General features: G+C 66.0%; 21 protein-coding genes. 20 read left to right on the top strand and 1 reads right to left on the bottom strand.

Annotated elements, in window-relative coordinates:
• The 3 genes from fabG to SPYCW_RS19420 all read left to right on the top strand — a co-directional run bounded on the left by fabG (window position 1) and on the right by SPYCW_RS19420 (window position 1,318).
• Entirely contained in the window at window positions 1-744 is a 744-nt protein-coding gene (fabG, locus tag SPYCW_RS11085; RefSeq protein ID WP_120218260.1) for a 3-oxoacyl-[acyl-carrier-protein] reductase, read from the top strand.
• A gap of 34 nt (window positions 745-778) precedes the next feature.
• Window positions 779-1,066 carry a hypothetical protein gene (locus SPYCW_RS11080; protein WP_120216827.1) on the top strand — a complete coding sequence of 96 codons (288 nt, stop codon included), beginning with the start codon at window positions 779-781 and terminating at the stop codon, window positions 1,064-1,066.
• Window positions 1,067-1,183: 117 nt separating this feature from the next.
• A complete protein-coding gene (locus SPYCW_RS19420; protein ID WP_269461322.1) occupies window positions 1,184-1,318 on the top strand; it encodes a hypothetical protein in 135 nt (44 codons plus the stop codon).
• A gap of 39 nt (window positions 1,319-1,357) precedes the next feature.
• Here the strand turns inward: SPYCW_RS19420 and SPYCW_RS11075 are convergent, their stop codons facing one another.
• A complete protein-coding gene (locus SPYCW_RS11075; RefSeq protein WP_120216826.1) occupies window positions 1,358-3,481 on the bottom strand; it encodes a TonB-dependent receptor in 2,124 nt (707 codons plus the stop codon).
• 193 nt (window positions 3,482-3,674) lie between these two features.
• Between SPYCW_RS11075 and SPYCW_RS11070 the strand changes: the two genes are divergently transcribed.
• The 17 genes from SPYCW_RS11070 (at window position 3,675) to SPYCW_RS10985 (ending at window position 22,137) form a co-directional block, all read left to right on the top strand.
• Window positions 3,675-4,655 (top strand): cysteine synthase A, encoded by a 981-nt coding sequence (locus tag SPYCW_RS11070; RefSeq protein ID WP_120216825.1) that lies wholly within the window; start codon window positions 3,675-3,677, stop codon window positions 4,653-4,655.
• Window positions 4,652-5,038: a hypothetical protein gene (locus SPYCW_RS11065; RefSeq protein WP_120216824.1), complete on the top strand. Its 387-nt coding sequence runs from the start codon at window positions 4,652-4,654 to the stop codon at window positions 5,036-5,038. Before SPYCW_RS11070 ends, SPYCW_RS11065 begins: the two co-directional genes overlap by 4 nt.
• Before the next feature lie 20 nt (window positions 5,039-5,058).
• A complete protein-coding gene (locus SPYCW_RS11060) occupies window positions 5,059-6,198 on the top strand; it encodes a Gldg family protein (RefSeq protein WP_120218259.1) in 1,140 nt (379 codons plus the stop codon).
• A gap of 275 nt (window positions 6,199-6,473) precedes the next feature.
• The gene (locus SPYCW_RS11055) at window positions 6,474-6,974 is read left to right on the top strand and encodes a division/cell wall cluster transcriptional repressor MraZ (RefSeq protein ID WP_120216823.1); all 501 of its coding nucleotides are present in this window, start codon (window positions 6,474-6,476) and stop codon (window positions 6,972-6,974) included.
• On the top strand, window positions 6,971-7,963 hold the full coding sequence (gene rsmH / locus SPYCW_RS11050) for a 16S rRNA (cytosine(1402)-N(4))-methyltransferase RsmH (protein ID WP_120216822.1): 993 nt from the start codon (window positions 6,971-6,973) through the stop codon (window positions 7,961-7,963). The genes SPYCW_RS11055 and rsmH overlap by 4 nt, the downstream gene beginning before the upstream one ends.
• On the top strand, window positions 7,957-8,550 hold the full coding sequence (locus tag SPYCW_RS11045) for a hypothetical protein (protein ID WP_172595479.1): 594 nt from the start codon (window positions 7,957-7,959) through the stop codon (window positions 8,548-8,550). Before rsmH ends, SPYCW_RS11045 begins: the two co-directional genes overlap by 7 nt.
• On the top strand, window positions 8,547-10,241 hold the full coding sequence (locus tag SPYCW_RS11040; protein WP_120216821.1) for a peptidoglycan D,D-transpeptidase FtsI family protein: 1,695 nt from the start codon (window positions 8,547-8,549) through the stop codon (window positions 10,239-10,241). The genes SPYCW_RS11045 and SPYCW_RS11040 overlap by 4 nt, the downstream gene beginning before the upstream one ends.
• Window positions 10,241-11,680 (top strand): UDP-N-acetylmuramoyl-L-alanyl-D-glutamate--2,6-diaminopimelate ligase, encoded by a 1,440-nt coding sequence (locus SPYCW_RS11035; protein WP_120216820.1) that lies wholly within the window; start codon window positions 10,241-10,243, stop codon window positions 11,678-11,680. The genes SPYCW_RS11040 and SPYCW_RS11035 overlap by 1 nt, the downstream gene beginning before the upstream one ends.
• The gene (locus SPYCW_RS11030) at window positions 11,677-13,053 is read left to right on the top strand and encodes a UDP-N-acetylmuramoyl-tripeptide--D-alanyl-D-alanine ligase (protein WP_120216819.1); all 1,377 of its coding nucleotides are present in this window, start codon (window positions 11,677-11,679) and stop codon (window positions 13,051-13,053) included. Before SPYCW_RS11035 ends, SPYCW_RS11030 begins: the two co-directional genes overlap by 4 nt.
• Window positions 13,053-14,123 (top strand): phospho-N-acetylmuramoyl-pentapeptide-transferase, encoded by a 1,071-nt coding sequence (gene mraY / locus SPYCW_RS11025; protein ID WP_120216818.1) that lies wholly within the window; start codon window positions 13,053-13,055, stop codon window positions 14,121-14,123. The genes SPYCW_RS11030 and mraY overlap by 1 nt, the downstream gene beginning before the upstream one ends.
• Entirely contained in the window at window positions 14,120-15,424 is a 1,305-nt protein-coding gene (gene murD / locus SPYCW_RS11020) for a UDP-N-acetylmuramoyl-L-alanine--D-glutamate ligase (protein WP_120216817.1), read from the top strand. Before mraY ends, murD begins: the two co-directional genes overlap by 4 nt.
• A complete protein-coding gene (locus SPYCW_RS11015) occupies window positions 15,421-16,659 on the top strand; it encodes an FtsW/RodA/SpoVE family cell cycle protein (protein WP_172595478.1) in 1,239 nt (412 codons plus the stop codon). Before murD ends, SPYCW_RS11015 begins: the two co-directional genes overlap by 4 nt.
• Complete coding sequence (gene murG / locus SPYCW_RS11010) at window positions 16,656-17,840, top strand: undecaprenyldiphospho-muramoylpentapeptide beta-N-acetylglucosaminyltransferase (protein ID WP_120216816.1); 1,185 nt, start codon at window positions 16,656-16,658, stop codon at window positions 17,838-17,840. Before SPYCW_RS11015 ends, murG begins: the two co-directional genes overlap by 4 nt.
• Entirely contained in the window at window positions 17,840-19,273 is a 1,434-nt protein-coding gene (gene murC, locus SPYCW_RS11005; protein ID WP_120218256.1) for a UDP-N-acetylmuramate--L-alanine ligase, read from the top strand. Before murG ends, murC begins: the two co-directional genes overlap by 1 nt.
• A gap of 115 nt (window positions 19,274-19,388) precedes the next feature.
• Entirely contained in the window at window positions 19,389-20,288 is a 900-nt protein-coding gene (murB, locus tag SPYCW_RS10995) for a UDP-N-acetylmuramate dehydrogenase (RefSeq protein ID WP_120216815.1), read from the top strand.
• Window positions 20,285-21,208, top strand: coding sequence for a D-alanine--D-alanine ligase (locus SPYCW_RS10990; protein ID WP_120216814.1), 924 nt, complete (start codon window positions 20,285-20,287; stop codon window positions 21,206-21,208). Before murB ends, SPYCW_RS10990 begins: the two co-directional genes overlap by 4 nt.
• Window positions 21,205-22,137: a cell division protein FtsQ/DivIB gene (locus SPYCW_RS10985; RefSeq protein WP_120216813.1), complete on the top strand. Its 933-nt coding sequence runs from the start codon at window positions 21,205-21,207 to the stop codon at window positions 22,135-22,137. The genes SPYCW_RS10990 and SPYCW_RS10985 overlap by 4 nt, the downstream gene beginning before the upstream one ends.
• Window positions 22,138-22,139 lie beyond the last annotated feature (2 nt).

Genomic DNA, 22,139 nt, shown 5'->3' with positions numbered 1-22,139 from the left:
ATGTTCGATCTCACCGGCATGACCGCCCTCGTCACCGGCGCCAGCGGCGGCATCGGTTCGGCTATCGCGCAGGCGCTCGCCGCACAGGGCGCGCGGCTCGCGGTTTCGGGGTCCAACGCCGACAAGCTGAGCGCCTTTCGCGACACGCTCGGCGGCGACCATGTCGCGCTGCCGTGCAACCTGGGCGATGCAGCCGCGGTCGATGCGCTCATCCCGGCGGCGGTCGATGCGCTCGGCGGCAAGCTCGACATCCTCGTCAACAACGCTGGGGTGACGCGCGACAATCTGATCATGCGGATGAAGGACGAGGAGTGGATGGATGTCATCCGCATCAATCTGGAAGCCAATTTCCGCCTCGCGCGCGCCGCCGCCAAGCCGATGATGAAGGCGCGTTTCGGGCGCATCATCTCGATCACCAGCGTCGTCGGCGCGACGGGGAATCCGGGACAGGCCAATTACGCGGCTTCGAAGGCGGGGGTCACCGGTATGACCAAGGCGCTGGCGCAGGAACTCGCGAGCCGGGGGGTGACCGCGAACTGCGTCGCGCCGGGCTTTATCGCGACAGCGATGACCGACGATTTGCCGGAGGCGCAAAAGGAAGCGCTCAATCAGCGTATTCCCGCGGGGCGGATGGGTGAGGGCAGCGATATCGCTGCGGCGGTCGTCTATCTGGCGTCGAAAGAGGCCGGATATGTCACTGGCCAGACATTGCATGTAAATGGCGGGATGGCCATGCTGTCGTGATGGTTCGCGATGCGACGTTGAAGGGAATTTGCGCATGCTGAAGGGTTTGATTGCGGGCGCCGCGCTGGCGATGGCGGCGCTGTCCGCCGCGGCCACGGCGCAGGAAGGTGAAAAATTCGATTGCGTAGTGACCTCGGTCGCCGCCGATACCAAGGCGTCGATCGGCGCCGCGATGGCGGGTGCGGGCGACGATGCCGCGCGCGACGCGCTGTTTCAGCAACTGTCGACCGTTACCGACGGGTGCGTCGCGAAGCATGGCATCGCCGAAGCCCAAAGGGCGGCCTATTTCGATTACAGCCTCGCGCGCATTTCGCGCGAGTAGCTGGTCGGCGATATCGCCAAGCTCAACCTGTCATCGGCGATCGTCGACAAGGCGCTCGACTTTGGCCCGACAGGCGCCAATCCCGATCTGTCGAGCGACATGTCCGAGGACCAGATCATGGCGATCGTTCAGGCCTACATCGACAGCGGCGTCGACATCGAAAAGGTGGACAATGCGGTGTGGGAAAAGGTCGGGGCTTATGCTGCGGCGACCTCGATCTACTGGAACAAGCGCAAGCAATTGCCGTTTTGACACCATCGTCACCCCCGCGCAGGCGGGGGCGACGATATCTCAGAAGCTCGCCCGTGCCGTAATCCGGAAATCGCGGCCCGCGAGCGGCACATAATCCTTGGTAAAGCTGGCGTGGCGGCGCGCTTCGACGTCGAAGATGTTGTTCGCGGCCAGCGACAGCGTCAGGTTCCTGGTATCGGGCAGCGGCCGCCAGCTGATCGACGCATTGACCAGCGTAAAGCCCTTGGTCGCGGTCTCGAACGGCGCGATGCGGGTCTGATCGTCGGTCCATTCGACCTCGGCGCGCGCGTCGATGCGTTCGCCCTGCGCCTCGAGTCCGCCCAGTACGCGCATCGCGGGGATGCGGGGGACATGGTCGCCGCCCTTGATCTTGGCGCGCGTCATGTCGGCGACGACGTCGCCGACGATATTGAAGCCGCCGATCTGCGCCAGGCGGGCACTTGCTTCGGCCTCAAAGCCCCAGACGCGCGCGTCGCGCTGAAAATATTGGAAGACCGGCAGCTCGTCTTCTTCTTCACCGGTGGCCTCGGAATAGATGAAATCGTCGAACCAGTTGGCATAGCCAGTGAGGCTGAGGCTGAAGGCATCGGTCTTGACCTTGAACGACGCTTCGGCGCCCCAGCTCGCTTCGCGCTTCAGGTCGACATTGCCGACCTCGAACGCCTGCGTGGCGATGTGCGGGCCGTTGGAAAAAAGCTCCTCGGCCGAGGGCGCGCGGACGGCACGGGCGACGGACAGACCGATCTTGGCGCTGTCGCTGAGGTCGTAATTTGCGCCGAGTGCGCCTGAAAAAGTGTCGAAACTGCGCGATATGCCCAGCGACGGCGCACGGACGTCGGTCGTTTCATAGCGGGCTGCGGCCTCGACGCCGAGCGAGCCCAGCGTCCATTCCTGAAGCGTGAACAGTGCGAACTGGTCGGTCAGGTTGCGCGGGACGAACGCTTCGGCGCCGATCGCGTTGAAATCGCGGTGGCTGTACTGGATGCCGCTGGCGCCGCGCCAGCCGCCACGATCATTCTGCGCCAGTTCGAGCCGACCTTCGATCCCCTGGTTGGTAAAGACGGTGCCGACTTCGTCGCCTTCGAATTCGGTATGTTCGTAATCGGCGAAGCCGGCGCGGATGCGGAGCTTGTCGAAGAAGCCATCGCCCATTTCGACCTCACCGCGCAGGTCGGCGCGCCATTGTTTCAGGCCGATCGTGACCGGGCCTTCGCCATGGTCATGGCCTTCCTCTTCCTCGCCTTCTTCGCCGCCATGGTCGTGGGCGGTGTTCGGGCGCGAGGGGACGCCATAATTGCTATCGTAATAGCTGACCGAAATCCCCAGCTGTCCGCCGTCGTTGATCAGCGACAGCCCGCCCGCCGCGGTCCAAGTCTCGCTGGCAGTGTTCGGGATCTTGCCGCGCCGGTTGGCGTCGGCGGTCAGTTCGGCGGCTTCGTCCAGATGACCTTCTTCGACCTCATGTTCCGCAAGATGGAGCAGGTCGTCGCGGATGCCGGGCGCATAGACAAAGCCGCCCGAGCGTGCATCGCCGGTCTTGCGCCAGCTGCCGTCCAGATGCGCGACGATCTGCGGAGTCAGCGCGACGTCGATCGAGCTACCGATGTTGCGGTCGTTGGCGGCGGTCGCATAGCCGCCGATCGCATCGATATGGACGTGGTCGGCCGGCACCTTGCGCGGGATGCGGCGGTCGAAAAGATTAACCGCGCCGCCGATCGCCTGGCTGCCGAACAGCAGCACGGCGGGTCCGCGCAGGATTTCGATGCGCTCGACGGTGAGCGGATCGATGGTGACGGCGTGGTCGGCGGAGGTGTTCGACACGTCGATCGACCCGATGCCGTCGGTCAGGACGCGGACGCGCTCACCCGAAAAACCGCGCAGCACCGGACGCGAGGCGCCGGGAGCAAAGCTGGTGGCCGACACGCCAGCCTGGCGGGTCAGCGTGTCGCCGATCTGGCCGCGGATGTCGCGTGCCAGCTCGTCGCCCTCGAGCACCGAGACATTACCGAGGATGTCGAGGCTGCGGACATAGGGTGCGGTGACGATGATCGGGTCGCCGGTGTGCACATCGTCGTCGCTGCCCGCAGCGGCACGGTCCTGCGCCAAGGCGGGGGCGGCGAGGAAGACGGCAAGCGAAAAACCGGCGGAGCAAAGCAAACGCATGGGGGAAAGTCCTATTCTGAAACGATCTGTGCGGGCTCCAGTAATGATATACTGTCACAGTGGCAACCCCCGGTCGTCGCGCCTGTGCGGTCGTTTGTCGGAAGCGGGCGCCCGTTTATCGACAAAGGCCGATCATGGCGGCGCCAAGCGAAGCTGTCTTGCGAGGCCGGGGGCGCGGCCCTAGATCAGGGGCATGACTATAGCTGCAAACAGCCTCGACCTGATCGGCAACACCCCGCTGGTGCTGCTGAAGGGGCCGAGCGAAGCCACGGGCTGCGAGATCTGGGGCAAGTGCGAATATGCCAATCCCGGCGGTTCGGTGAAGGACCGCGCCGCGCTGTATATCGTCCGCGACGCCGAAGCGAACGGCAGCCTGCGTCCCGGCGGCACGATCGTCGAGGGGACCGCGGGCAATACCGGCATCGGGCTGGCGCTGGTCGGAAACGCGCTGGGGTACAAGACCATCATCGTCATGCCCGACAACCAGAGCGCCGAGAAGATGGCGACGATCCGCGCGCTCGGTGCCGAGCTGGTGCTTGTGCCGCCCGCGCCCTTCGCCAATCCCGGCCATTTCGTCCACACCTCGCGCCGGATCGCCGAAGAGACCGACAATGCGATCTGGGCCAACCAGTTCGACAATATCGCCAACCGCAAATCGCATGTGATGGGGACGGCGGAGGAAATCTGGGCGCAGATGGACGGGCGCATCGACGGCTTTACCTGCGCCGCGGGAACCGGCGGCACGATCGCGGGGACCGGGCTGGGGCTGAAGGCCAAGAACAGCGATATCGTCATTGCATTGACCGATCCGCACGGTGCGGGCCTCTACAATTATTACCAGTGCGGCGAGTTGAAGGCCGAGGGCAGCAGTGTTGCCGAGGGGATCGGTCAGAACCGCATCACCGCGAACCTCGACGGGGCGCCGATCGACACCCAGTTCCGCATTTCGGATACCGAAGGGCTGAAGGTCGTACGGCAGTTGCTCGACGAGGAAGGGCTGTGCTTGGGGCTGTCGTCGGGGATCAATGTCGCCGGGGCGATGGCGCTCGCGCGGCAGTTGGGCCCCGGCAAACGGATCGCAACCATCCTGTGCGACAGCGGGTTCCGCTATCTGTCGACGCTCTACAACCCCGAATGGCTGGCGAGCAAAGGTCTGACGGAGGCCGCAGCATGAACCAGATCCGCACCGACAAACAGGCGGTACCGCCGCCGGTGGTGCCCGCGCCGGTCAACGACACGATGCGACGGTTGCAGATTGGCATTGCTGGCGTGCTCACCGTGCTGCTGCTCGTCGGCATGGCGGGGCTGATCGGCGATCGCGCGCGCGAAAATGTCGAGAGCGAAGCTGCGGGCTCCGCCGACGTGAAAATGCCCGGGGAAGAAAAGGGCAGCGGCGCGCCGCTCGAAGAATTGGGGGTTCAGCCGGTATCGCCTTCGACGAAGGACGAAAATGCCGCGACCGAGATCAAGGTGCCGCAGGCGGCGCCGTCGCCAGCCACCGTCCCCGACCTGGAACCCGACCCCGAATTGCAGCGCGCGCGCAAATCCGCCCCGTGACCACTTGGACGCGCCGTTCGGTGGCGCGCACTATCTCGATCGCTGCCTTGACGCTGTTACTGGCGTGGATCGTCGGCGGACAGGCGCTGCTCGGCCGGATCGACCCTGCGCTTGCGCTGCCGATACTGGCTTTGGCGATGCTGCTGCTCGCGGTCTGGCAGCGCGGCGAGGAAACCGCGTCGCGGCGATTGAATGCGTTTGCGTTGCTCGGCCTGTTGCTCGCGGCGCAAGCGCTGCTCGGGGTTGCCTTGGCGGGTTCGGCGGGCTGGCGGCAACTGGCGCTGGTCGGTGTGTCGGGTGCCGCCGCGGCATGGGTTGCCGACCGGCTGGTGCAACGGCGTTGGCGGGTGCGATGGCTGCCGTGGTTCGCCGGATTGGTGCTGGTCACCCTCTGGTTCGCGGCCGGACATATGTTGCTCGCTTCACTTTATCGGCCCGCGTTGGCCGCGGCGGGCACCCCGGCCGCGACGATGCTGACCGGACTGCCGCTGCGCTGGTCGGGTAGCGGCGATATCGCCGCGATCATTTCGTCCGGCGCCGAGGATGATCCGGCACTGGTCCGGCTGGAGGCTTTGGGGCCGGTGGCGCTGGTCGACAGCCTGACCGAACAGGTGCCGCCGCTCGGCGGAACGCTGCTGATCGCACACCCACGCGCGCTGGCGCCGCGGGAATTGGTGGCGATCGACGCTTTTGTCCGGGGCGGCGGCAAAGCCGTGCTGCTGGCCGACGCGCTGTCGGGCTGGCCTGCGCGCCATCCGCTCGGCGATCCGCGCAATCCGCCGGTCACCAGCCTGCTAACCCCGCTGCTCGATCATTGGGGGGTGCTACTCGGGTCTGCACCAACGGACGATAATGCCGTGTCGGCGATCGCAGTCGATGGAGCGTGGCTGCGCCTGTCGAGCGCCGGGGCGTTCGAGCGGTTGCCGCCGAGGTGCCGCAGTTTCGCCGATCGCCGCGTTGCACGATGCCCGATCGGTGCGGGTGAGGCCTGGCTGGTCGGCGATGCCGATCTGCTGTTTGCGCCGCTGTGGTCGCCATTGGTGCCTGGTGCGCATCATCTGCGACGGGCCGACACCATCGAATGGTTGGCGGCACGGCTGTGGCCGGGCGCCGGAGTCGCGCCGCTGCAGCCGCTGTGGATTCGTGCGCGCGCCAACTGAGGCGCCTTTTTCGACCCGATCTTGCTCTGAAAAGGCTGCGGTTTGCGGTCCGCCGACCGGTGCTGACCGCGTTTTGACCATGGAATCGGGCATTTTGCGGCAAATAGGGAGTAGATTCCCTATTTTGCCCCAAATTACCCCTTTTCACCCCGATCTATAGTTGATAGTCAGGAATCGGAGAGGGGCAATCTCCACCGACACCGAACCAACTGGAATCATGCGATTTCGGGGCCAGGGAATTATTGCCCGGTGGCGCATAGGGGGAGGGCAGAGCGATGGCGATTGTGACGCCCGGCCAATATGCAGGCACCAGCTTCGCCGCGATCGATGGCAAGGGACGCATCGCCGTCCCCTCACAGTTCCGCAACAATGTGCCCCTTACTGCGGACGGCCAGCGCGTGCTTTGGGTCGGTTTCCATGAAAAGCTGCCCTGCCTCGTCGCCTATGGCCACGATCAATATGACCGGTTGAACAGCGAGATCGAGCGTGATCGCGACACCGCGCGCGCGCGCAACCTCGATTTCGACGAAGACGCCGAGTTCAAGAAGCGTTTCAGCTATACCGAGGCCTATGCACTCGACGACAGCGGTCGGTTCCTGCCCGGCTTTACCCACCGCGACCGCGTTGGCGATGTCGGTGCAACCGCCTTTGTCGGATCGGGCCGTCGGTTCGAAATCTGGTGGTTGCCGACGCTCGTCGAATGCGCCGACGCCGATCCGGTGTTGCAGCGGCTTGCCGCGGCGTGGGACGCGACGAAAGGGAAGGGGCGCAAATGAGCGATCTTTCCGCCGCGCTGCCCCGCGATCCGCGCCATGACCCGGTCCTGCGCGACGAAGTCCTTGCCGCACTGGCGATCACGCCGGGCGAGCGTCACGTCGACGCAACCTTTGGAGCGGGCGGCTACACCCGCGCGATGCTCGCCGCGGGCGCCGATGTCGTCGCTTGCGACCGCGATCCCGATGCGATTGCCGAAGGGCAGGCGCTGGTCGGGGAGGCCAATGGCCGGCTGACCTTGATCCACGGCCGCTTCGGCGAGATCGACCGGCTGCTGGCCGAGCGCGGAATCGATACCGTCGACGGCATCACCTTCGACATCGGCGTGTCGTCGATGCAGCTTGACTGCGATGAGCGCGGCTTTTCCTTCCAGAAGGACGGCCCGCTCGACATGCGCATGGCGCAGGAGGGCGAAAGCGCCGCCGACTGGCTGAACCGCGCCGATGAAACCGAAATCGCCGACGTGCTGTTCCATTATGGCGACGAGCGTCAGTCGCGCCGCGTCGCGCGCGCGATCGTTGCCGCGCGGCCGCTGACGCGCACCGCCGAACTGGCGTCAGTGGTCCGCAAGGCGCTGCGCCATCCGCCCGGTGCGCCCAAGGATCCTTCGACCAAAAGCTTTCAGGCGATCCGCATCCACATCAATTCCGAACTCGACGAGTTGGTCGCGGGGCTGGCCGCCGCCGAACGGTTGCTCCGCCCGGGCGGCCGGTTGGCGGTGGTCAGCTTTCACAGCACCGAAGACCGCATCGTGAAGAATTTTCTGCGCGAACGGAGCGGAAGCGATGCCGCCGGTTCGCGTCACCGGCCCGCGCCGCTCCCTCTGGCGCGGGCCGCCACCTTCGAGACCCCGGCGCGCAAGGTGCGGCCGAGCAAGGCCGAAGAGGCGCGCAACCCGCGCGCCCGATCGGCAACGCTGCGCAGCGCGGTGCGGACGGCAGCCCCGGCCTGGCCGGGTCAATCCAATATGAAGGAGGCGATCTCATGCTGATGGCGGCGCGCAAACTTCAAGGGATCGGACTGGTCCTGCTGGTGCTGATCTGTGCGATGATGCTCTATCCGGTGTCGCTCAAGGTTGCGGCCACCCGCAGCGAATTGACGCGGATCGAAAAAGAGATCGAGCGCAGCCGCGACAATATCCGCTACCTGGAATCCGAGCTCGCGGTGCGCGCCTCGATGCGCCAGCTGGAGCAGTGGAACGCTGACACCTTTGGCTATTCGGCCCCGGGTGCGGAGCAATATCTGGAAAGCGAGCGCCAGCTGGCGTCGCTTGACCGCCTGCCGCGCGCGCGCGGCGCCAACGAGGTTGCGCCGGTGCTGATGGCGATGGTTTCGCCGGTTGCCGTGCCCGCCGCGCCCCAGGAAAGCCCGGTCGCAGCAAAGCCCGCTGCGGCAAAGCCAGTCGTGCTGGCGCAGGCCGAAACGGGCATTCGCAGCGACACCGCGCCTCGCATGGCGCCGACGCGCCGCCGCGAACAGCTCAAGATGATCGAGGACCAGTTGCTCGCCGAATCGACACTCGCCGATCTGAAGCGTGCCGCCGCCGCCGAAGCCGCAGGAGGGAAGCCGACCCGATGAACACGCTGGTCGTCCGTCCGACCCGGGTGCGTACCGCTGGGGTGCGGCAACAGATTTTGCTGACCGCGCAGCAGCGCCTGATGATCCTGATGCTGCTGTTCATGGCGGCATTTTTTCTGGTGTCGATGCGGCTCTTGTATTTTGCGATGTTCGACACATCGTCGCGGGGCGGTTCAGCATCGACAGCGTTCCTTCCGGCGCGCGCTGACATTGTCGATCGCAACGGCATCCCGCTGGCGCGGACGATCGACGGCTATTCGATTCGCGTCGTTCCGGAAAAGCTGCTCAACAATCGGCAATATCTGGCCGACGAACTGCACAAGATATTCCCCGACATGTCGCGCGCCGAGCTATTGGCCAAGGTGAGCGGACCGCGCCCGACCTATATCCGCCGCCGCGCGCTGCCCGATCAGGTCGCGGCGGTAAACGCGATCGGCGACGTTGGCTTCGACTTCCCGCGCGAGAAAGAGCGGCTGTATCCGCAGCTCAGCCTCGCCGCGCACGTGCTGGGCTTCACCGATGCGGCGGGACATGGCGTCACCGGCGCCGAGGGGGCGTTCGACAGCCGCCTGATCGACAAGGCTACCCGCGGCGAGCCGCTGGCGCTGTCAATCGATGCGCGCGTGCAGGGTGTGCTCGAGAGCGAATTGGGCTCGGCGGTCACCAATTTGGAGGCGATCGGCGGCGCGGGCATCATTCTCGACGTCCACACGGGCGAAATCGCCGCCATGACGTCGCTACCGACCTATAATCCCAACAAGCTGGCGCCGGACAATATGGCGGCGCGGCGCAACGCGGTGACGCATAATCTGTACGAGCTGGGTTCGACCTTCAAGCCGCTGACGGTGGCTGCCGCGATCGATGCGGGAACGGTGACCAGCATGGCGCGTCGTTACGACGCAACGGCGCCGCTGGCGATCGCGGGCTTTCGCATCCGCGACAGCCATCCCTCGAACCGCTGGCTCAACGTCCCCGAAACGCTGATCCACAGCTCGAACATCACTACCGCGCGGATTGCCGACGAACTGGGCCGCGAGAATATGGAGGCGATGTTCCGCAAGCTCGATTTCAACACGCGGCCCAAGATTGACCTGAAGGAACGTGCCTTTCCGCTGTGGCCGAAGGATTGGGGCCGATTGACCACGATGACCACCGGCTATGGCCATGGCATCGCGGTGACCCCGCTGCACCTCGCCAGCGCCTATGCCGCGCTGGTCAACGGCGGCATCTATCGCCCCGCGACGATCACCAAACTGGGCGATCAGGCGCCGCCGAAGGGGCGCCGGGTGTTCAAGGCGGCGACCAGCGCGCGGATGCGCCAGCTGCTGCGCCTGATCGTGTCGGACGGCACCGGCAAAAAGGCTGAAGCCCCGGGTTTCCGCGTCGGCGGCAAGACCGGCAGCGCTGAAAAACCCGGCGCCGGCGGCTATCGCCGTAGCTCGGTCGTCGCGACCTTTGCCGCGGCTTTCCCGATGGATAATCCGCGCTATGTCGTGCTGGTGATGATCGACGAGCCCAAGGGCAATGCCTATAGCTCGGGTCAGCGCACCGCGGGCTGGACCGCGGCGCCGGTGGTCAGCAAGGTCGTGATGCGCGCCGGGCCGATGCTGGGGGTCTTCCCCGATGAAAGCCGTGACGTCGATGTCTCCGAGCTCACCCCGCTGCTGTGGAGAAACGGGGAAGACGAATAATGCGCTTGTCCGCGCTGACGGGGGATCAAGGGGGTGCGGGCACCGACCCGGTCGTCACCGGCCTCGCCATCGATCATCGCAAAGTGGCGCCAGGGACGGTCTTTGGCGCGTTTGTCGGCGAGAAATTCAACGGCGAGGATTTCATTCCCGCGGCGATCGAGGCCGGGGCGGTGGCGGTCGTCGCGCGGCCCGAAGCCCGCGTCGACGGTGCGGTGCATATTGCCGAAGCCAATCCGCGCCGCGCTTTCGCGCATATTGCGGCGCGCTTTTTTCACCGTTTTCCGGCGACCTGTGTCGCGGTGACGGGGACCAACGGCAAGACCTCGACCGTCGAAATGACGCGCCAGCTGTGGCGGATGGCGGGGTTCAACGCGGCGTCGATCGGCACGCTGGGCATCACGACATCGGTCGACAGCGCCGCGACCGGGCTCACCACGCCCGACATCGTGACCTTCCTCAGCAATATGTCGGGGCTGGCCGTCGAGGGCGTCGGCCATGCGGCGTTCGAGGCGTCGAGCCACGGGCTCGACCAATATCGCACCGAAGGCCTGCCGGTAAAGGCGGCGGCGTTCACCAACCTCAGCCATGACCATCTCGACTATCATGGCACGATGGACGCCTATCTGGCGGCCAAGCTGCGGCTGTTTACCGAGGTGGTCGACCAGGACGGCGCGGCGGTGGTGTGGGCCGACGACGAATATTCGGCGCAGGTAATTACTGCCGTGAAGGCGCGCGGCGTCCGCCTGCTGACGGTCGGGGCGCACGGCGAAGCGCTGCACCTGATTTCGCGCGAACCAACCCAGCTCGGCCAGTCGCTCGTCATCGCGGCGGGCGAACGGACCCATAAGCTCGATCTGCCGCTGATCGGCGCCTATCAGGTCGCCAATGCGCTGGTGTCGGCGGGGCTAGTGATCGCGACCGGCGGCGATGTCGCGCAGACACTGGGTAATCTGGCGCGGCTGCAGCCGGTGCGCGGGCGGCTCGAACGCGCGGCGATCACGAAGGCGGGAGCGCCCGTTTATGTCGACTATGCGCATACCCCCGACGCGATCGCGGCGGCGCTCGACGCGCTGCGTCCGCATGCACGCGGGCGGCTGATCCTTGTGTTCGGCGCCGGCGGCGACCGCGATCAGGCGAAGCGCCCCGAGATGGGGAAGGTCGCGGCGGCCAAGGCCGACGTGCTGATCATCACCGACGATAATCCGCGCGGCGAGGATCCGGCGGCCATCCGCGCCGCAATTGCTGCGGGCGCACCGCGCGCGCAGGTCATCGGCGATCGCCGCGCCGCCATTGCTGCCGCGATTGCCGAAGCGCGCGCCGACGACATCGTCTGCATCGCGGGTAAGGGGCATGAGCAGGGGCAGATCGTCGGCGCGGGCGCCGACATGCGCGTCATCCCTTTCGACGACGTTGCCGTCGCGCGCGAGTGCGCGGCATGAACCCGCTGTGGACCGCCCGCGCCATCGCCGCCGCGACCGGCGGCGAAGCGAGCGCCGATTTCACCGTGCATGGCGTCGCCTTTGATTCGCGCGAGGTTACGACCGGCGACCTCTTCGTCGCGATGCGCGGCGAGGCGACCGACGGGCACAAGTTTATCGACAAAGCGATTGCCGCGGGCGCAGCGGGCATCGTCTGCGAAACCGCCATCGACCATCCGCATGTCCGCGTCGCCGACAGTGCCGCGGCGCTGAATGCGCTCGGTACCGCATCGCGTGCGCGCAGTCATGGCCGGATTATCGGTGTCACCGGATCGGCAGGCAAGACGGGGACCAAGGAAGCGCTGTTCGCGGCGCTCGACCGCTTTCGCCCCGGCAAGGCGCATCGTTCGGTTAAAAGCTACAACAACCATGTCGGCGTGCCGCTCAGCCTCGCGCGCATGCCCTCGACCGCCGATTTCGGGGTGTTCGAAATGGGGATGAACCATGCCGGCGAGCTCGCCGAGCTGACCCGCATGGTCCGTCCGCACGTCGCTATCGTGACCACGATTGCCCCGGCGCATATGGAGTTTTTCGGCAGCGAAGAGGCGATCGCCGACGCGAAGGGCGAGATTTTCGAGGGGCTGGAGCCCGGCGGTACCGCGATCATCCCCTTCGACAGCCCGCATTATGCCCGGCTGCGCGCCAAGGCCGAACAACATGCCGCGCATGTCATCAGCTTCGGTTTGGGCGCCGACGCCGATGTGCGCGCAGTCGACTGGCTGCCCGACGGCCAGGGCGGGTCGCTGGTCACCGCACAGGTGCAGGATGCGCTGCTCTGCTACACGATCGCGCAGGCCGGGGTGCATTGGGTGTCCAATTCGCTCGCGGTGCTGGCGGCGGTCAAGGCGGTCGGCGGCGACCTGCCAGCTGCGGGGCTGGCCTTTGCCGAAATGGCCGGGCTCGCGGGCCGCGGCGCGCGTCACCGGGTGCCGCTGGGCGGCGGACATATCCTGCTGATCGACGAAAGCTATAACGCCAACCCCGCCTCGATGGCCGCGACAATCGGACAGCTCGGCAGCGAATCCGGTGACCGCAAGGTTGCGATTCTCGGCGCGATGAAGGAGCTCGGTCCGGATGGCGAGGCCTATCATGCCGGGCTTGCGGCTCCGCTCGTCGCAGCCGGGGTGCAATTCGCCCTGCTTGTCGGCGAAGAGATGGCGCCGCTCGCCAAAGCGCTTGAGGGGCGCATCGATTTCGAACATGTGGCCGCCCACTCTGACGCAGCGGCACGGCTGGGCGACGTGATCCACCCCGGCGACACCGTGCTGATCAAGGGGTCGAACAGCGTCGGCTTGTCGCATCTGGTGACCGCGCTGACCAACGGGGACTGTTGATGTTATATTGGCTGGCGGAATGGCTGGGCTTTCCGGGGGTATTGAACCTCATTCGCTACCTGAGCTTCCGCTCGGGCGCGGCGGTTGCCACGGCGCTGATCATTGGCCTCTGGATCGGCCCGCGCTTCATCCTGATGCTGCGGATGCGGCAGGGGAAGGGGCAACCGATCCGCGACGATGGGCCGCAGAGCCATCTCGCCAAAAAGGGCACGCCGACGATGGGCGGGCTGATGATCCTCATCTCGCTGATGATCTCGGCGCTGCTGTGGATGGACCTGTCGAACCGGTTTGTCTGGGCGTGTATTTTTGTGACCGGCGGGTTCGCGGCGGTCGGATTCCTCGACGATCTCGACAAGGTGACCAAGGCCAGCCACCGCGGCATTCCGGGTCGCGTCCGCCTGCTGATCGAGTTCCTGATCGCCGGGGTCGCGGTGTTCCTGATCGTGTCGCGCACCGGTACCGACCTGTATCTGCCCTTTTTCAGCGGTGTCGTGCTCGAACTCGGGCCGCTCTATTATGTTTTTGCGATGGTGCTAATCGTTGGCTTCGGCAATGCGGTGAACCTGACCGATGGGCTCGACGGCCTCGCGACCTTCCCGGTGATCATCGCCAGCCTGACCTTCCTCGTCATTGTCTATTTGTCGGGCAATGTGAAATTCGCTGAATATCTAGGCATTCCGCATGTTTCGGGCGCCGGCGAGTTGGCGGTGTTCGCCGCCGCGATCATCGGGGCGTGCCTCGCCTTCCTGTGGTTCAACGCGCCGCCTGCGGCGGTGTTCATGGGCGACACCGGCAGCCTCGCGCTCGGCGGCGCGCTGGCGACGATCGCGGTGACGGCGCAGCACGAACTGGTGCTCGTCCTGGTCGGCGGATTGTTCGTGGTCGAGGCGCTGTCGGTGATCATCCAGGTGTTCTGGTACAAGCGCACCGGCAAGCGGGTGTTCCGCATGGCGCCGATCCATCATCATTTCGAACAACTGGGCTGGCCCGAATCGACCGTCGTCATCCGTTTCTGGATCGTGTCGATCGTCCTTGCGCTCGCGGGACTCGCGACCTTGAAACTCCGGTGATCACCTCGCGCGCCTTTGCCGGTCGCCGTTATGCGGTGCTGGGGCTGGCGCGCTCGGGGCTCGCGACGGTCGCGGCGCTGGTTGCCAGCGGCGCTGGGGTTACCGCCTGGGACGACCGCGAGGAAGCGCGCGACGATGCGATGGCGCTGGGCGCGGACATCGGCAATCCGTTGGATATCGACCTGATCGGCTTTGCCGGCGTCGTCGTATCGCCCGGCGTACCGCTGAACCGTCACCCGATCGCCGCGCATGCCCGCGAGGCGCATGTCCCGGTGATCGGCGACGTTGAACTGTTCGCCGAGGCGCGCGGCGACCTGCCGCCGCACAAGGTCGTCGGCATCACCGGGACCAACGGCAAGTCGACCGTCACCGCGCTGATCCACCATATGCTGGAAAGCGCCGGAGTGCCGTCGCTGATGGGCGGCAATATCGGGCTACCGATCCTGTCGCGCGATCCGCTGGAGGAAGGCGGCGTCTATGTGCTCGAACTGTCGAGCTACCAGATCGACCTGTCGCACAGCCTTGCGTGCGACGTTGCGGTGCTGACCAACCTTAGCCCCGATCATCTCGACCGTTATGACGGCTTCACCGGCTATGCCGCGTCGAAAGCGCGGCTGTTTTCGCTCCAGCATCGGGATCAGGTCGCGATCGTCGCGGTCGACGACGATCCGTCGAAGATGATCGCGGGGCGGATCAATCACCGCCTGCACCGCGTGTCGGGCAAGGACATCGACCCGGTCGATCAGGCGCGCTGGCCCGCGTTGCAAGGCCCGCACAACGCGCAGAACGCCGTCTGCGCGATCGCGGTGTGTCGCTTGCTGGGGCTGAATGACGAGCAGGTCGAACGCGGCCTCGCGACCTACCGGTCGCTGCCGCATCGGATGGAATTGGTCGGCGAAGTCGCAGGCGTCCGCTGGTTCAACGACAGCAAGGCGACCAACGCGGCTTCCGCTGCACCGGCGCTGGCGGCATTCCCGCCGGCGCCGGACCAGCGTTTGCACTGGATTGCCGGAGGGCAAGCGAAGGGCGACGGGCTGGCGGCGTGTCGTCCCTGGTTCGGGCATGTGAAACAGGCGTATCTGATCGGCGATGCGATGGAATCCTTTGCCGCAGAAATCGGCGATGCGATCCCGGTCGATCGGTCCGCCGATATGGCGACGGCCGTCGCACATGCGGCCGCAGCGGCGCGGCGCGGCGACATCGTGCTGCTGTCGCCGGCCTGCGCCTCGTTCGACCAGTTCAAGGATTATGAGCAGCGTGGCGATGTTTTTCGCGGACTTGTCGCGGCGCTTGGGGCATGAGCGGGGGGATGGACAATATGGAGAGCGCGACAGAGAGACCGGTGATCGCGGCAACGCGCACCGTCAAGCGCCGGGGCCCGCGCCTTAGCCGCGCCGACCGCACGCCGCTGGGGCTGTGGTTCTGGGAAATCGACCGGGTGCTGTTGCTGCTGGTGTCGATGCTGGTCGCGATCGGGCTGGTTGCCGTCGCCGCGGCGTCGCCGGTGGCGGCGCAGAAGTTGTCGACCAGCACCGCGTCGCTCGACCCGCTCTATTATTTCTATCGCCAGCTGATGTGGGTCATTGTCGGGGTTCCGGTGATGCTCGGCGTGTCGATGCTGCCCAAACCGCAGGCACGGCGCTTTGCGATCTATGGCACGATCACCTTCCTTATCCTGCTTTTCATGGTCCCGCTGCTTGGCACGACGGTCAATGGCGCGCAGCGCTGGATCGGCGGCGGTGTTTTCCGGCTGCAACCGTCGGAGTTTCTCAAGCCCTTTTTCGCCGTGTCGCTCGCGTGGATCCTGTCACTGCGCCTGCACGACCAGAGCTTGCCCGTGGTGCCGCTCAGCTTTGTGCTGACCGGGGTGATAGCGGTGCTGCTGATGGGGCAGCCCGATCTGGGGCAGACGGTGATCTTTGCCGCGACCTGGCTCGTCCTGGTGCTCGTCGCCGGGCTGTCGATGCGGATCATGGGGATGCTCGCCGCAACCGGCGTGGTCGGCATCATCCTCGCCTATTTCTTTTACCCGGTGGCGCAGCAGCGCATCAACATCTGGCTGTTCGCCGAGGGTGACAGCTTTCAGGTCGACAAGGCGCATGCGACGCTGACCGCGGGCGGGTTGATCGGCACCGGGCCGGGGGCGGGCCTCGCGAAATTCCAGCTGCCCGAGGCACACACCGACTATATTTTCTCGGTCATCGGCGAAGAATTCGGGATGATCGCGTGTATCGCGATCGCGATCCTGTATCTCGCGATCATCGTGCGCGTGCTCGTGCGCCTGCTCGACGAAGAAGACAGCTTTCTGATCCTCGCGGTCGCGGGATTGATCGCACAGTTCGGCGGACAAGCGACGATCAACATGGCGGTGAATACCCAGCTGTTCCCGTCGAAGGGCATGACGCTGCCGTTCATCAGCTATGGCGGTTCGTCGTTCATTGCTTTGTCGATCGGCATGGGTTTGCTCTTGTCGCTGACCCGGCGAAACCCCTATGCGGCGCGGGTGTCGATGACCCGCAACTGGAACAAGAAATGAGTGCAACGCGCCACTATCTGCTCGCTGCTGGCGGGACCGGGGGGCATATGCTCCCCGCTTATGCGCTGGCGGGCGAACTGATCGCGCGCGGGCATCGCGTCGCGCTGGTCAGCGACGACCGCGGCCTGCGTATTCCGGGCGCGCCCGCCGAATTGGAAACCCATGTCCTCCCCGCCGGGCGCGTCCATGGTGGCCCCATCGGCTGGATCAAGGCGGCGCTGGCGATCCGCAAAGGGCGGCGGATGGCGGTCGACCTGATCCGCGACTTCGATCCCGCGGTCGTCGTCGGGTTCGGCGGCTATCCCTCGCTGCCCAGCCTGCTCGCGGCGGGCGCGACAAAGCGGCCGCGCGTGCTGCACGAACAAAATGCCGTGCTGGGGCGGGTCAACCGGATGATGGCGCCGGGCGTCGATGCCGTGGCGGTCGCCTATCACAATATCCAGCGCTACCCGGCGGGGCATGAGCTGAAAAAGCATATCACCGGCAATCCGGTGCGCGACGAGATTATCGCAATCCGCGAGGAAGGCTTCCCGCCGTTCAGCGAGGACGGGATTTTCCGCCTGCTCGTGGTCGGCGGCAGCCTGGGCGCGACGGTGCTCAGCGACGTCGTGCCCGCCGCGATAGCGATGCTGCCGCGCGCGCTGCTCGACCGGTTGCAGGTTGTCCAGCAATGCCGCGAGGCCGATCTGGAGGAAGTGCGCGGCAAATATGCGGCACTGGGCGTCGTCGCCGAATGCGCGACCTATATTGCCGATTTTCCCGATCGGCTCCGCTGGGCGCATTTGGTGATTGCGCGCGCCGGGGCGTCGACGGTGGCCGAACTGGCCTGCGCCGGGCGGCCCGCGATCTTCGTTCCCTATCCGCACGCGATGGACAATCACCAGACCTATAATGTCGTCGACATGGTCGAGGCGGGCGGCGCGCGCTCGATCCCGCAGCCGCAATTCACCGCCAGCGAACTCGCCAAGCAGATCCAGCGCATGGCGCTCGAACCCGGTGCGCTCGAAAATGCCGCGGCGCGCGCCGCGAGCTGCGGCCTTCCCGAAGCCACGCGCGACCTTGCCGACCTAGTCGAATCGCTCACCGCCCCGCCGATGATGGATGTCATCCGCGTCGGCGCCCCGTCGGGCCAGCGCGCCGCAGCGACCGGCATGGCGTCGGCGCGCATGGGAGGCGAATGATGCGCGGCGTTGCGACCGACATCGGCACCATCCACTTCATCGGCATCGGCGGCATCGGCATGTCGGGCATCGCCGAAGTCATGCACAACCTCGGCTATCAGGTGCAGGGCAGCGACATCGCCGACGGATATGTCATCGAAGGCCTGCGCAAACGCGGCATCAAGGTCGCGATCGGTCATGACGCCGCGAACGTCGACGGCGTCGCGGTGGTCGTCACCTCGACGGCGGTCAAGCGCGGCAATCCTGAGGTCGAGGCCGCGCTGGCGCAGCGCATCCCGCTGGTCCGCCGCGCCGAAATGCTGGCCGAACTGATGCGGCTGAAATCGACCGTCGCCATCGCGGGCACCCACGGCAAGACGACGACGACCAGCCTCGTCGCGGCCTTGCTCGACGCGGGCGGCATCGACCCGACCGTGATCAACGGCGGCATCATCAACAATTACGGCTCGAACGCGCGGCTCGGCGCGAGCGACTGGATGGTCGTCGAGGCCGACGAGAGCGACGGCAGCTTCCTGCGCCTCGATGGGACGATCGCGGTCGTCACCAACATCGATCCCGAACATCTCGACCATTATGGCAGCTTCGACGCGATCAAGGACGCCTTCGTCGAGTTTATCGAGAATGTCCCCTTCTATGGCGCCGCGATGCTCTGCCTCGATCATCCCGAGGTGCAGGCGATCATCCCGCGCATTCGCGACCGCCGCATCGTGACTTATGGCTTTTCAGCCCAAGCCGACGTGCGAGGCACCAATGTGACGCCCGGCCCCGACGGCAACCGTTTCGACGTCGTCGTGCGCGACCGCGACGGGGGCAGCCGGACGATCGAGGGCATTCACCTGCCGATGTCGGGGCGCCACAATGTGCAAAACTCGCTCGCCGCAATTGCGGTGGCGCTGCACATGGGGGTCAGCGACGACAAGATCGTGTCGGGCTTCAATGGCTTTGCCGGGGTCAAGCGCCGCTTCACCAAGGTCGGCGAGATTGCTGCAGGGGACGGCGTCGTCACCGTGATCGACGATTATGCGCACCACCCGGTCGAGATCCGCGCGGTGCTGTCGGCGGCGCGCGAAGGCGTTGGCGCGGGGCGCGTCGTCGGCGTGGTCCAGCCGCACCGCTTCACCCGGCTGCGCGACCATATGGACGATTTCCAGCAGGCGTTTAACGACGCCGACATCGTGCTGGCGTTGCCAGTCTATGCGGCGGGCGAGGCGCCGATCGACGGTGTGTCGTCGGATGCGCTGGTCGCGGGGCTGCGCGATCGCGGACATCGGCAGGCGAGCGTTGTTGCGGATGCGGCGGGGCTGGCTGCGAGCATCGCGGATAGCATCAAGGCGAGCGATCTTGGCGCGGGCGATATGGTCATCTGCCTCGGCGCGGGCGACATCACCAAGATGGCGGCGGGTTTGGCGAGCGCGGTGGAGGGCGCGGCGTGACAAACTTCTCCGTTCCCATCCCACCTCCGTTTGTGGCGAGCGAAGTCGAGACACGCCAGCGCAGCGCCAGGCGTCCCTCGACTTCGCTCGGGACGAACGGGGAAGGGGTGCGGTTGTGAGCGACCTTGCCACCCTCCCGACAGTCCGCGGCAAACTGACCGCCCATGCCCCACTCGCGCCGCTTGTCTGGTTCAAGTCGGGCGGTCCCGCTGATTGGCTTTTCGAACCCAAGGACGCAGACGACCTTACCGATTTCCTGCGCGACCTTGATCCGGCTACGCCTGTCATGGCGCTCGGCCTCGGCTCGAACCTCATCATTCGCGATGGCGGTTTTCCGGGCGTCGTGATCCGGCTCGGCAAAGCCTTTGCCAAGGTTGAGGCCATCGATGCCACGACGCTGCGTTGCGGCGGCGGCGCGTCGGGCATCCTCGTTTCCTCGACGGCGCGCGACGCGGGCATAGCGGGGATGGAATTCCTGCGCTCGATCCCCGGCACCGTCGGCGGTTTCGTGCGCATGAACGGCGGTGCCTATGGCGGCGAGGTGAAGGACATATTGATCGACGCTGACGTCGTGCTGCGCTCGGGCGAACGCAAGACTTTGCCACTCGCCGATCTCGGCTACACTTATCGCCACAGCGAATTGCCCGAGGGCGCGGTGGTGATCGGTGCGACCTTCCGCGGTCGGCCCGGCGAACCCGCCGCCATCCAGACCGAAATGGACCGCATCTCGGCGAGCCGTGAAGCCTCGCAGCCGCTGCGCTCGAAAACCGGCGGGTCGACCTTCAAGAACCCCGACGGGCACAAGGCCTGGCAGCTCGTTGACGAAGCTGGCTGCCGCGGCCTTGCGGTCGGCGGCGCGCAGGTCAGCGAGAAGCACACCAATTTCCTGATCAACACCGGCGAAGCGACGAGCGCTGATATCGAGGCGCTCGGCGAGGAGGTCCGCCGCCGGGTGAAGGACAAGAGCGGCGTCGAATTGCAATGGGAAATACAGCGCGTGGGAGTGAAGAAGTGAGCCGCGGCCCCTGGCATGTCGCCGTCCTGATGGGCGGCTGGTCGGCGGAACGCGAAGTGTCGCTGATGAGCGGCAACGGCGTCGCCGACGCGCTCGAATCGCGCGGGCACAGGGTCACGCGGATCGACATGGACCGCGACGTTGCGCTGCGGCTTGCCGAGGCGAAGCCCGATGTCGTGTTCAACGCGCTTCACGGCGTCCCCGGCGAGGATGGCACGGTGCAGGGCATGCTCGACCTGATGGGGCTCAAATACAGCCACAGCGGGCTCGTCACCTCGGTGATCGCGATCGACAAGGAATTGACGAAACAGGCGCTGGTGCCGCATGGTATCCCCATGCCGACGGGGACGATGGTCGACAGCGAAAGCTTGTTTTCAGTTGACCCGCTGCCGCGTCCCTATGTCCTCAAGCCCGTCAATGAAGGTTCGTCGGTCGGCGTCGCGATCGTCAAGGACGACAGCAATTACGGCAATCCGATCGCGCGCGACGCGGTAGGGCCGTGGCAGGAATTCGATCGCCTGCTCGCCGAGCCCTTTATCAAGGGTCGCGAACTGACCGTTGCGGTGCTGGGCGATCAGGCGCTCGCCGTCACCGAACTGCGCGTCAAGTCGGGCTTTTACGATTATGACGCCAAATATACCGATGGCCTCACCGAACATGTGTGCCCCGCCGATGTCCCGGAGGAGGTCGCGCAGCGGATGAAGGATCTGGCGCTCAAATCGCACCGCCTGCTCGGTTGCAAAGGTGCGTCGCGTTCGGACTTCCGCTGGGACGACGAGCATGGGCTTGCGGGCATCTATCTGCTTGAGGTCAACACGCAGCCGGGCATGACGCCGCTCAGCCTTGTTCCCGAACAGGGACGCGCGGTGGGCATGGATTATGCCGAACTGGTCGAACGCATCGTGGGGGAAGCGTTATGAGTAACACGCGGATCAAGCGCGGTGCGGCGCCGCCGCGGCGCCCGGCGCGGGCGCCGAAAAAGCGTCGGAAGGTGCAGACGTCGCGGCTTAACGCCGTGATCAACGCGCTGCCGATCAGCCCGCAGCGATTGCAAAAAATCGCCAACTGGACAATCGGGCTCAGCTTGGTCGCGGTCGCGGGCATCGCGGCGCAGGCGACCGGCGTGACCGCAAAGATCCACGAGGAATATGCGCAGGCGGTCGGCCGCGCCGGGTTCCAGGTCAAGAAGGTCGAAGTCGTCGGTGCCGACCGGATCGACCGGCTGAAGGTCTATGACATCGCGCTGGCGCAAAAAGATCGTTCGATGGCGGCGGTCGATCTGGAAGATGTCCGCGGCGACTTGATGCAATATGGCTGGATCAAGGATGCGCGCGTGTCGCGCCGCCTGCCCGACACGCTCGTCGTCGATATCGTTGAGCGCACGCCGGCGGCGATCTGGCAACATAACAATCGCCTGTCGCTGATCGACGACAAGGGCGTGGTGCTCGAACCGGTGACCGTCGCAACGATGCCCGACCTACCGCTGGTGATCGGACCCAAGGCAAACCAGCGCTCGCAGGATCTCGACCGGCTGCTCGCCGAGGCAAGCAGCCTCAAGGAACTGCTGGCGGGGGCGACGTGGGTCGGCAACCGCCGTTGGGATCTGCGCTTCCGCAGTGGCGAAACGCTCTCGCTGCCTGAGGGCGAGGCCGAGGCAAAGGCGGCGCTCGCCAAGTTCGCGCATATGGACGGTGCCAATCGCCTGCTCGGGCGCGGCATCCTGCGCTTTGACATGCGCGACCCCGCGCGGTTCGTCCTGCGGCTGCCGCATGAAGGACAGGTAGCGCCCGCCAAGCTCGACGAAGCGCGCGCTGCGGTTGCCGACGTCGCGGCGGCAGAGAAGGGGTAAGC

The sequence above is a fragment of the Sphingopyxis sp. EG6 genome (genome assembly GCF_003609815.1).
Lineage (GTDB): Bacteria > Pseudomonadota > Alphaproteobacteria > Sphingomonadales > Sphingomonadaceae > Sphingopyxis.
The sequence above is the reverse complement of the archived record's forward strand: the minus strand, read 5'-3'. Positions and strand labels throughout refer to the sequence as shown.

Coding starts and splice junctions, on each gene's coding strand:
- fabG (WP_120218260.1), top strand. CDS start 1: ATGTTCGATCTCACCGGCATGACCGCCCTCGTCACCGGCGCCAGCGGC.
- SPYCW_RS11080 (WP_120216827.1), top strand. CDS start 779: ATGCTGAAGGGTTTGATTGCGGGCGCCGCGCTGGCGATGGCGGCGCTG.
- SPYCW_RS19420 (WP_269461322.1), top strand. CDS start 1,184: ATGGCGATCGTTCAGGCCTACATCGACAGCGGCGTCGACATCGAAAAG.
- SPYCW_RS11075 (WP_120216826.1), bottom strand. CDS start 3,481: ATGCGTTTGCTTTGCTCCGCCGGTTTTTCGCTTGCCGTCTTCCTCGCC.
- SPYCW_RS11070 (WP_120216825.1), top strand. CDS start 3,675: ATGACTATAGCTGCAAACAGCCTCGACCTGATCGGCAACACCCCGCTG.
- SPYCW_RS11065 (WP_120216824.1), top strand. CDS start 4,652: ATGAACCAGATCCGCACCGACAAACAGGCGGTACCGCCGCCGGTGGTG.
- SPYCW_RS11055 (WP_120216823.1), top strand. CDS start 6,474: ATGGCGATTGTGACGCCCGGCCAATATGCAGGCACCAGCTTCGCCGCG.
- rsmH (WP_120216822.1), top strand. CDS start 6,971: ATGAGCGATCTTTCCGCCGCGCTGCCCCGCGATCCGCGCCATGACCCG.
- SPYCW_RS11045 (WP_172595479.1), top strand. CDS start 7,957: ATGCTGATGGCGGCGCGCAAACTTCAAGGGATCGGACTGGTCCTGCTG.
- SPYCW_RS11040 (WP_120216821.1), top strand. CDS start 8,547: ATGAACACGCTGGTCGTCCGTCCGACCCGGGTGCGTACCGCTGGGGTG.
- SPYCW_RS11035 (WP_120216820.1), top strand. CDS start 10,241: ATGCGCTTGTCCGCGCTGACGGGGGATCAAGGGGGTGCGGGCACCGAC.
- SPYCW_RS11030 (WP_120216819.1), top strand. CDS start 11,677: ATGAACCCGCTGTGGACCGCCCGCGCCATCGCCGCCGCGACCGGCGGC.
- mraY (WP_120216818.1), top strand. CDS start 13,053: ATGTTATATTGGCTGGCGGAATGGCTGGGCTTTCCGGGGGTATTGAAC.
- SPYCW_RS11015 (WP_172595478.1), top strand. CDS start 15,421: ATGAGCGGGGGGATGGACAATATGGAGAGCGCGACAGAGAGACCGGTG.
- murG (WP_120216816.1), top strand. CDS start 16,656: ATGAGTGCAACGCGCCACTATCTGCTCGCTGCTGGCGGGACCGGGGGG.
- murC (WP_120218256.1), top strand. CDS start 17,840: ATGCGCGGCGTTGCGACCGACATCGGCACCATCCACTTCATCGGCATC.
- SPYCW_RS10985 (WP_120216813.1), top strand. CDS start 21,205: ATGAGTAACACGCGGATCAAGCGCGGTGCGGCGCCGCCGCGGCGCCCG.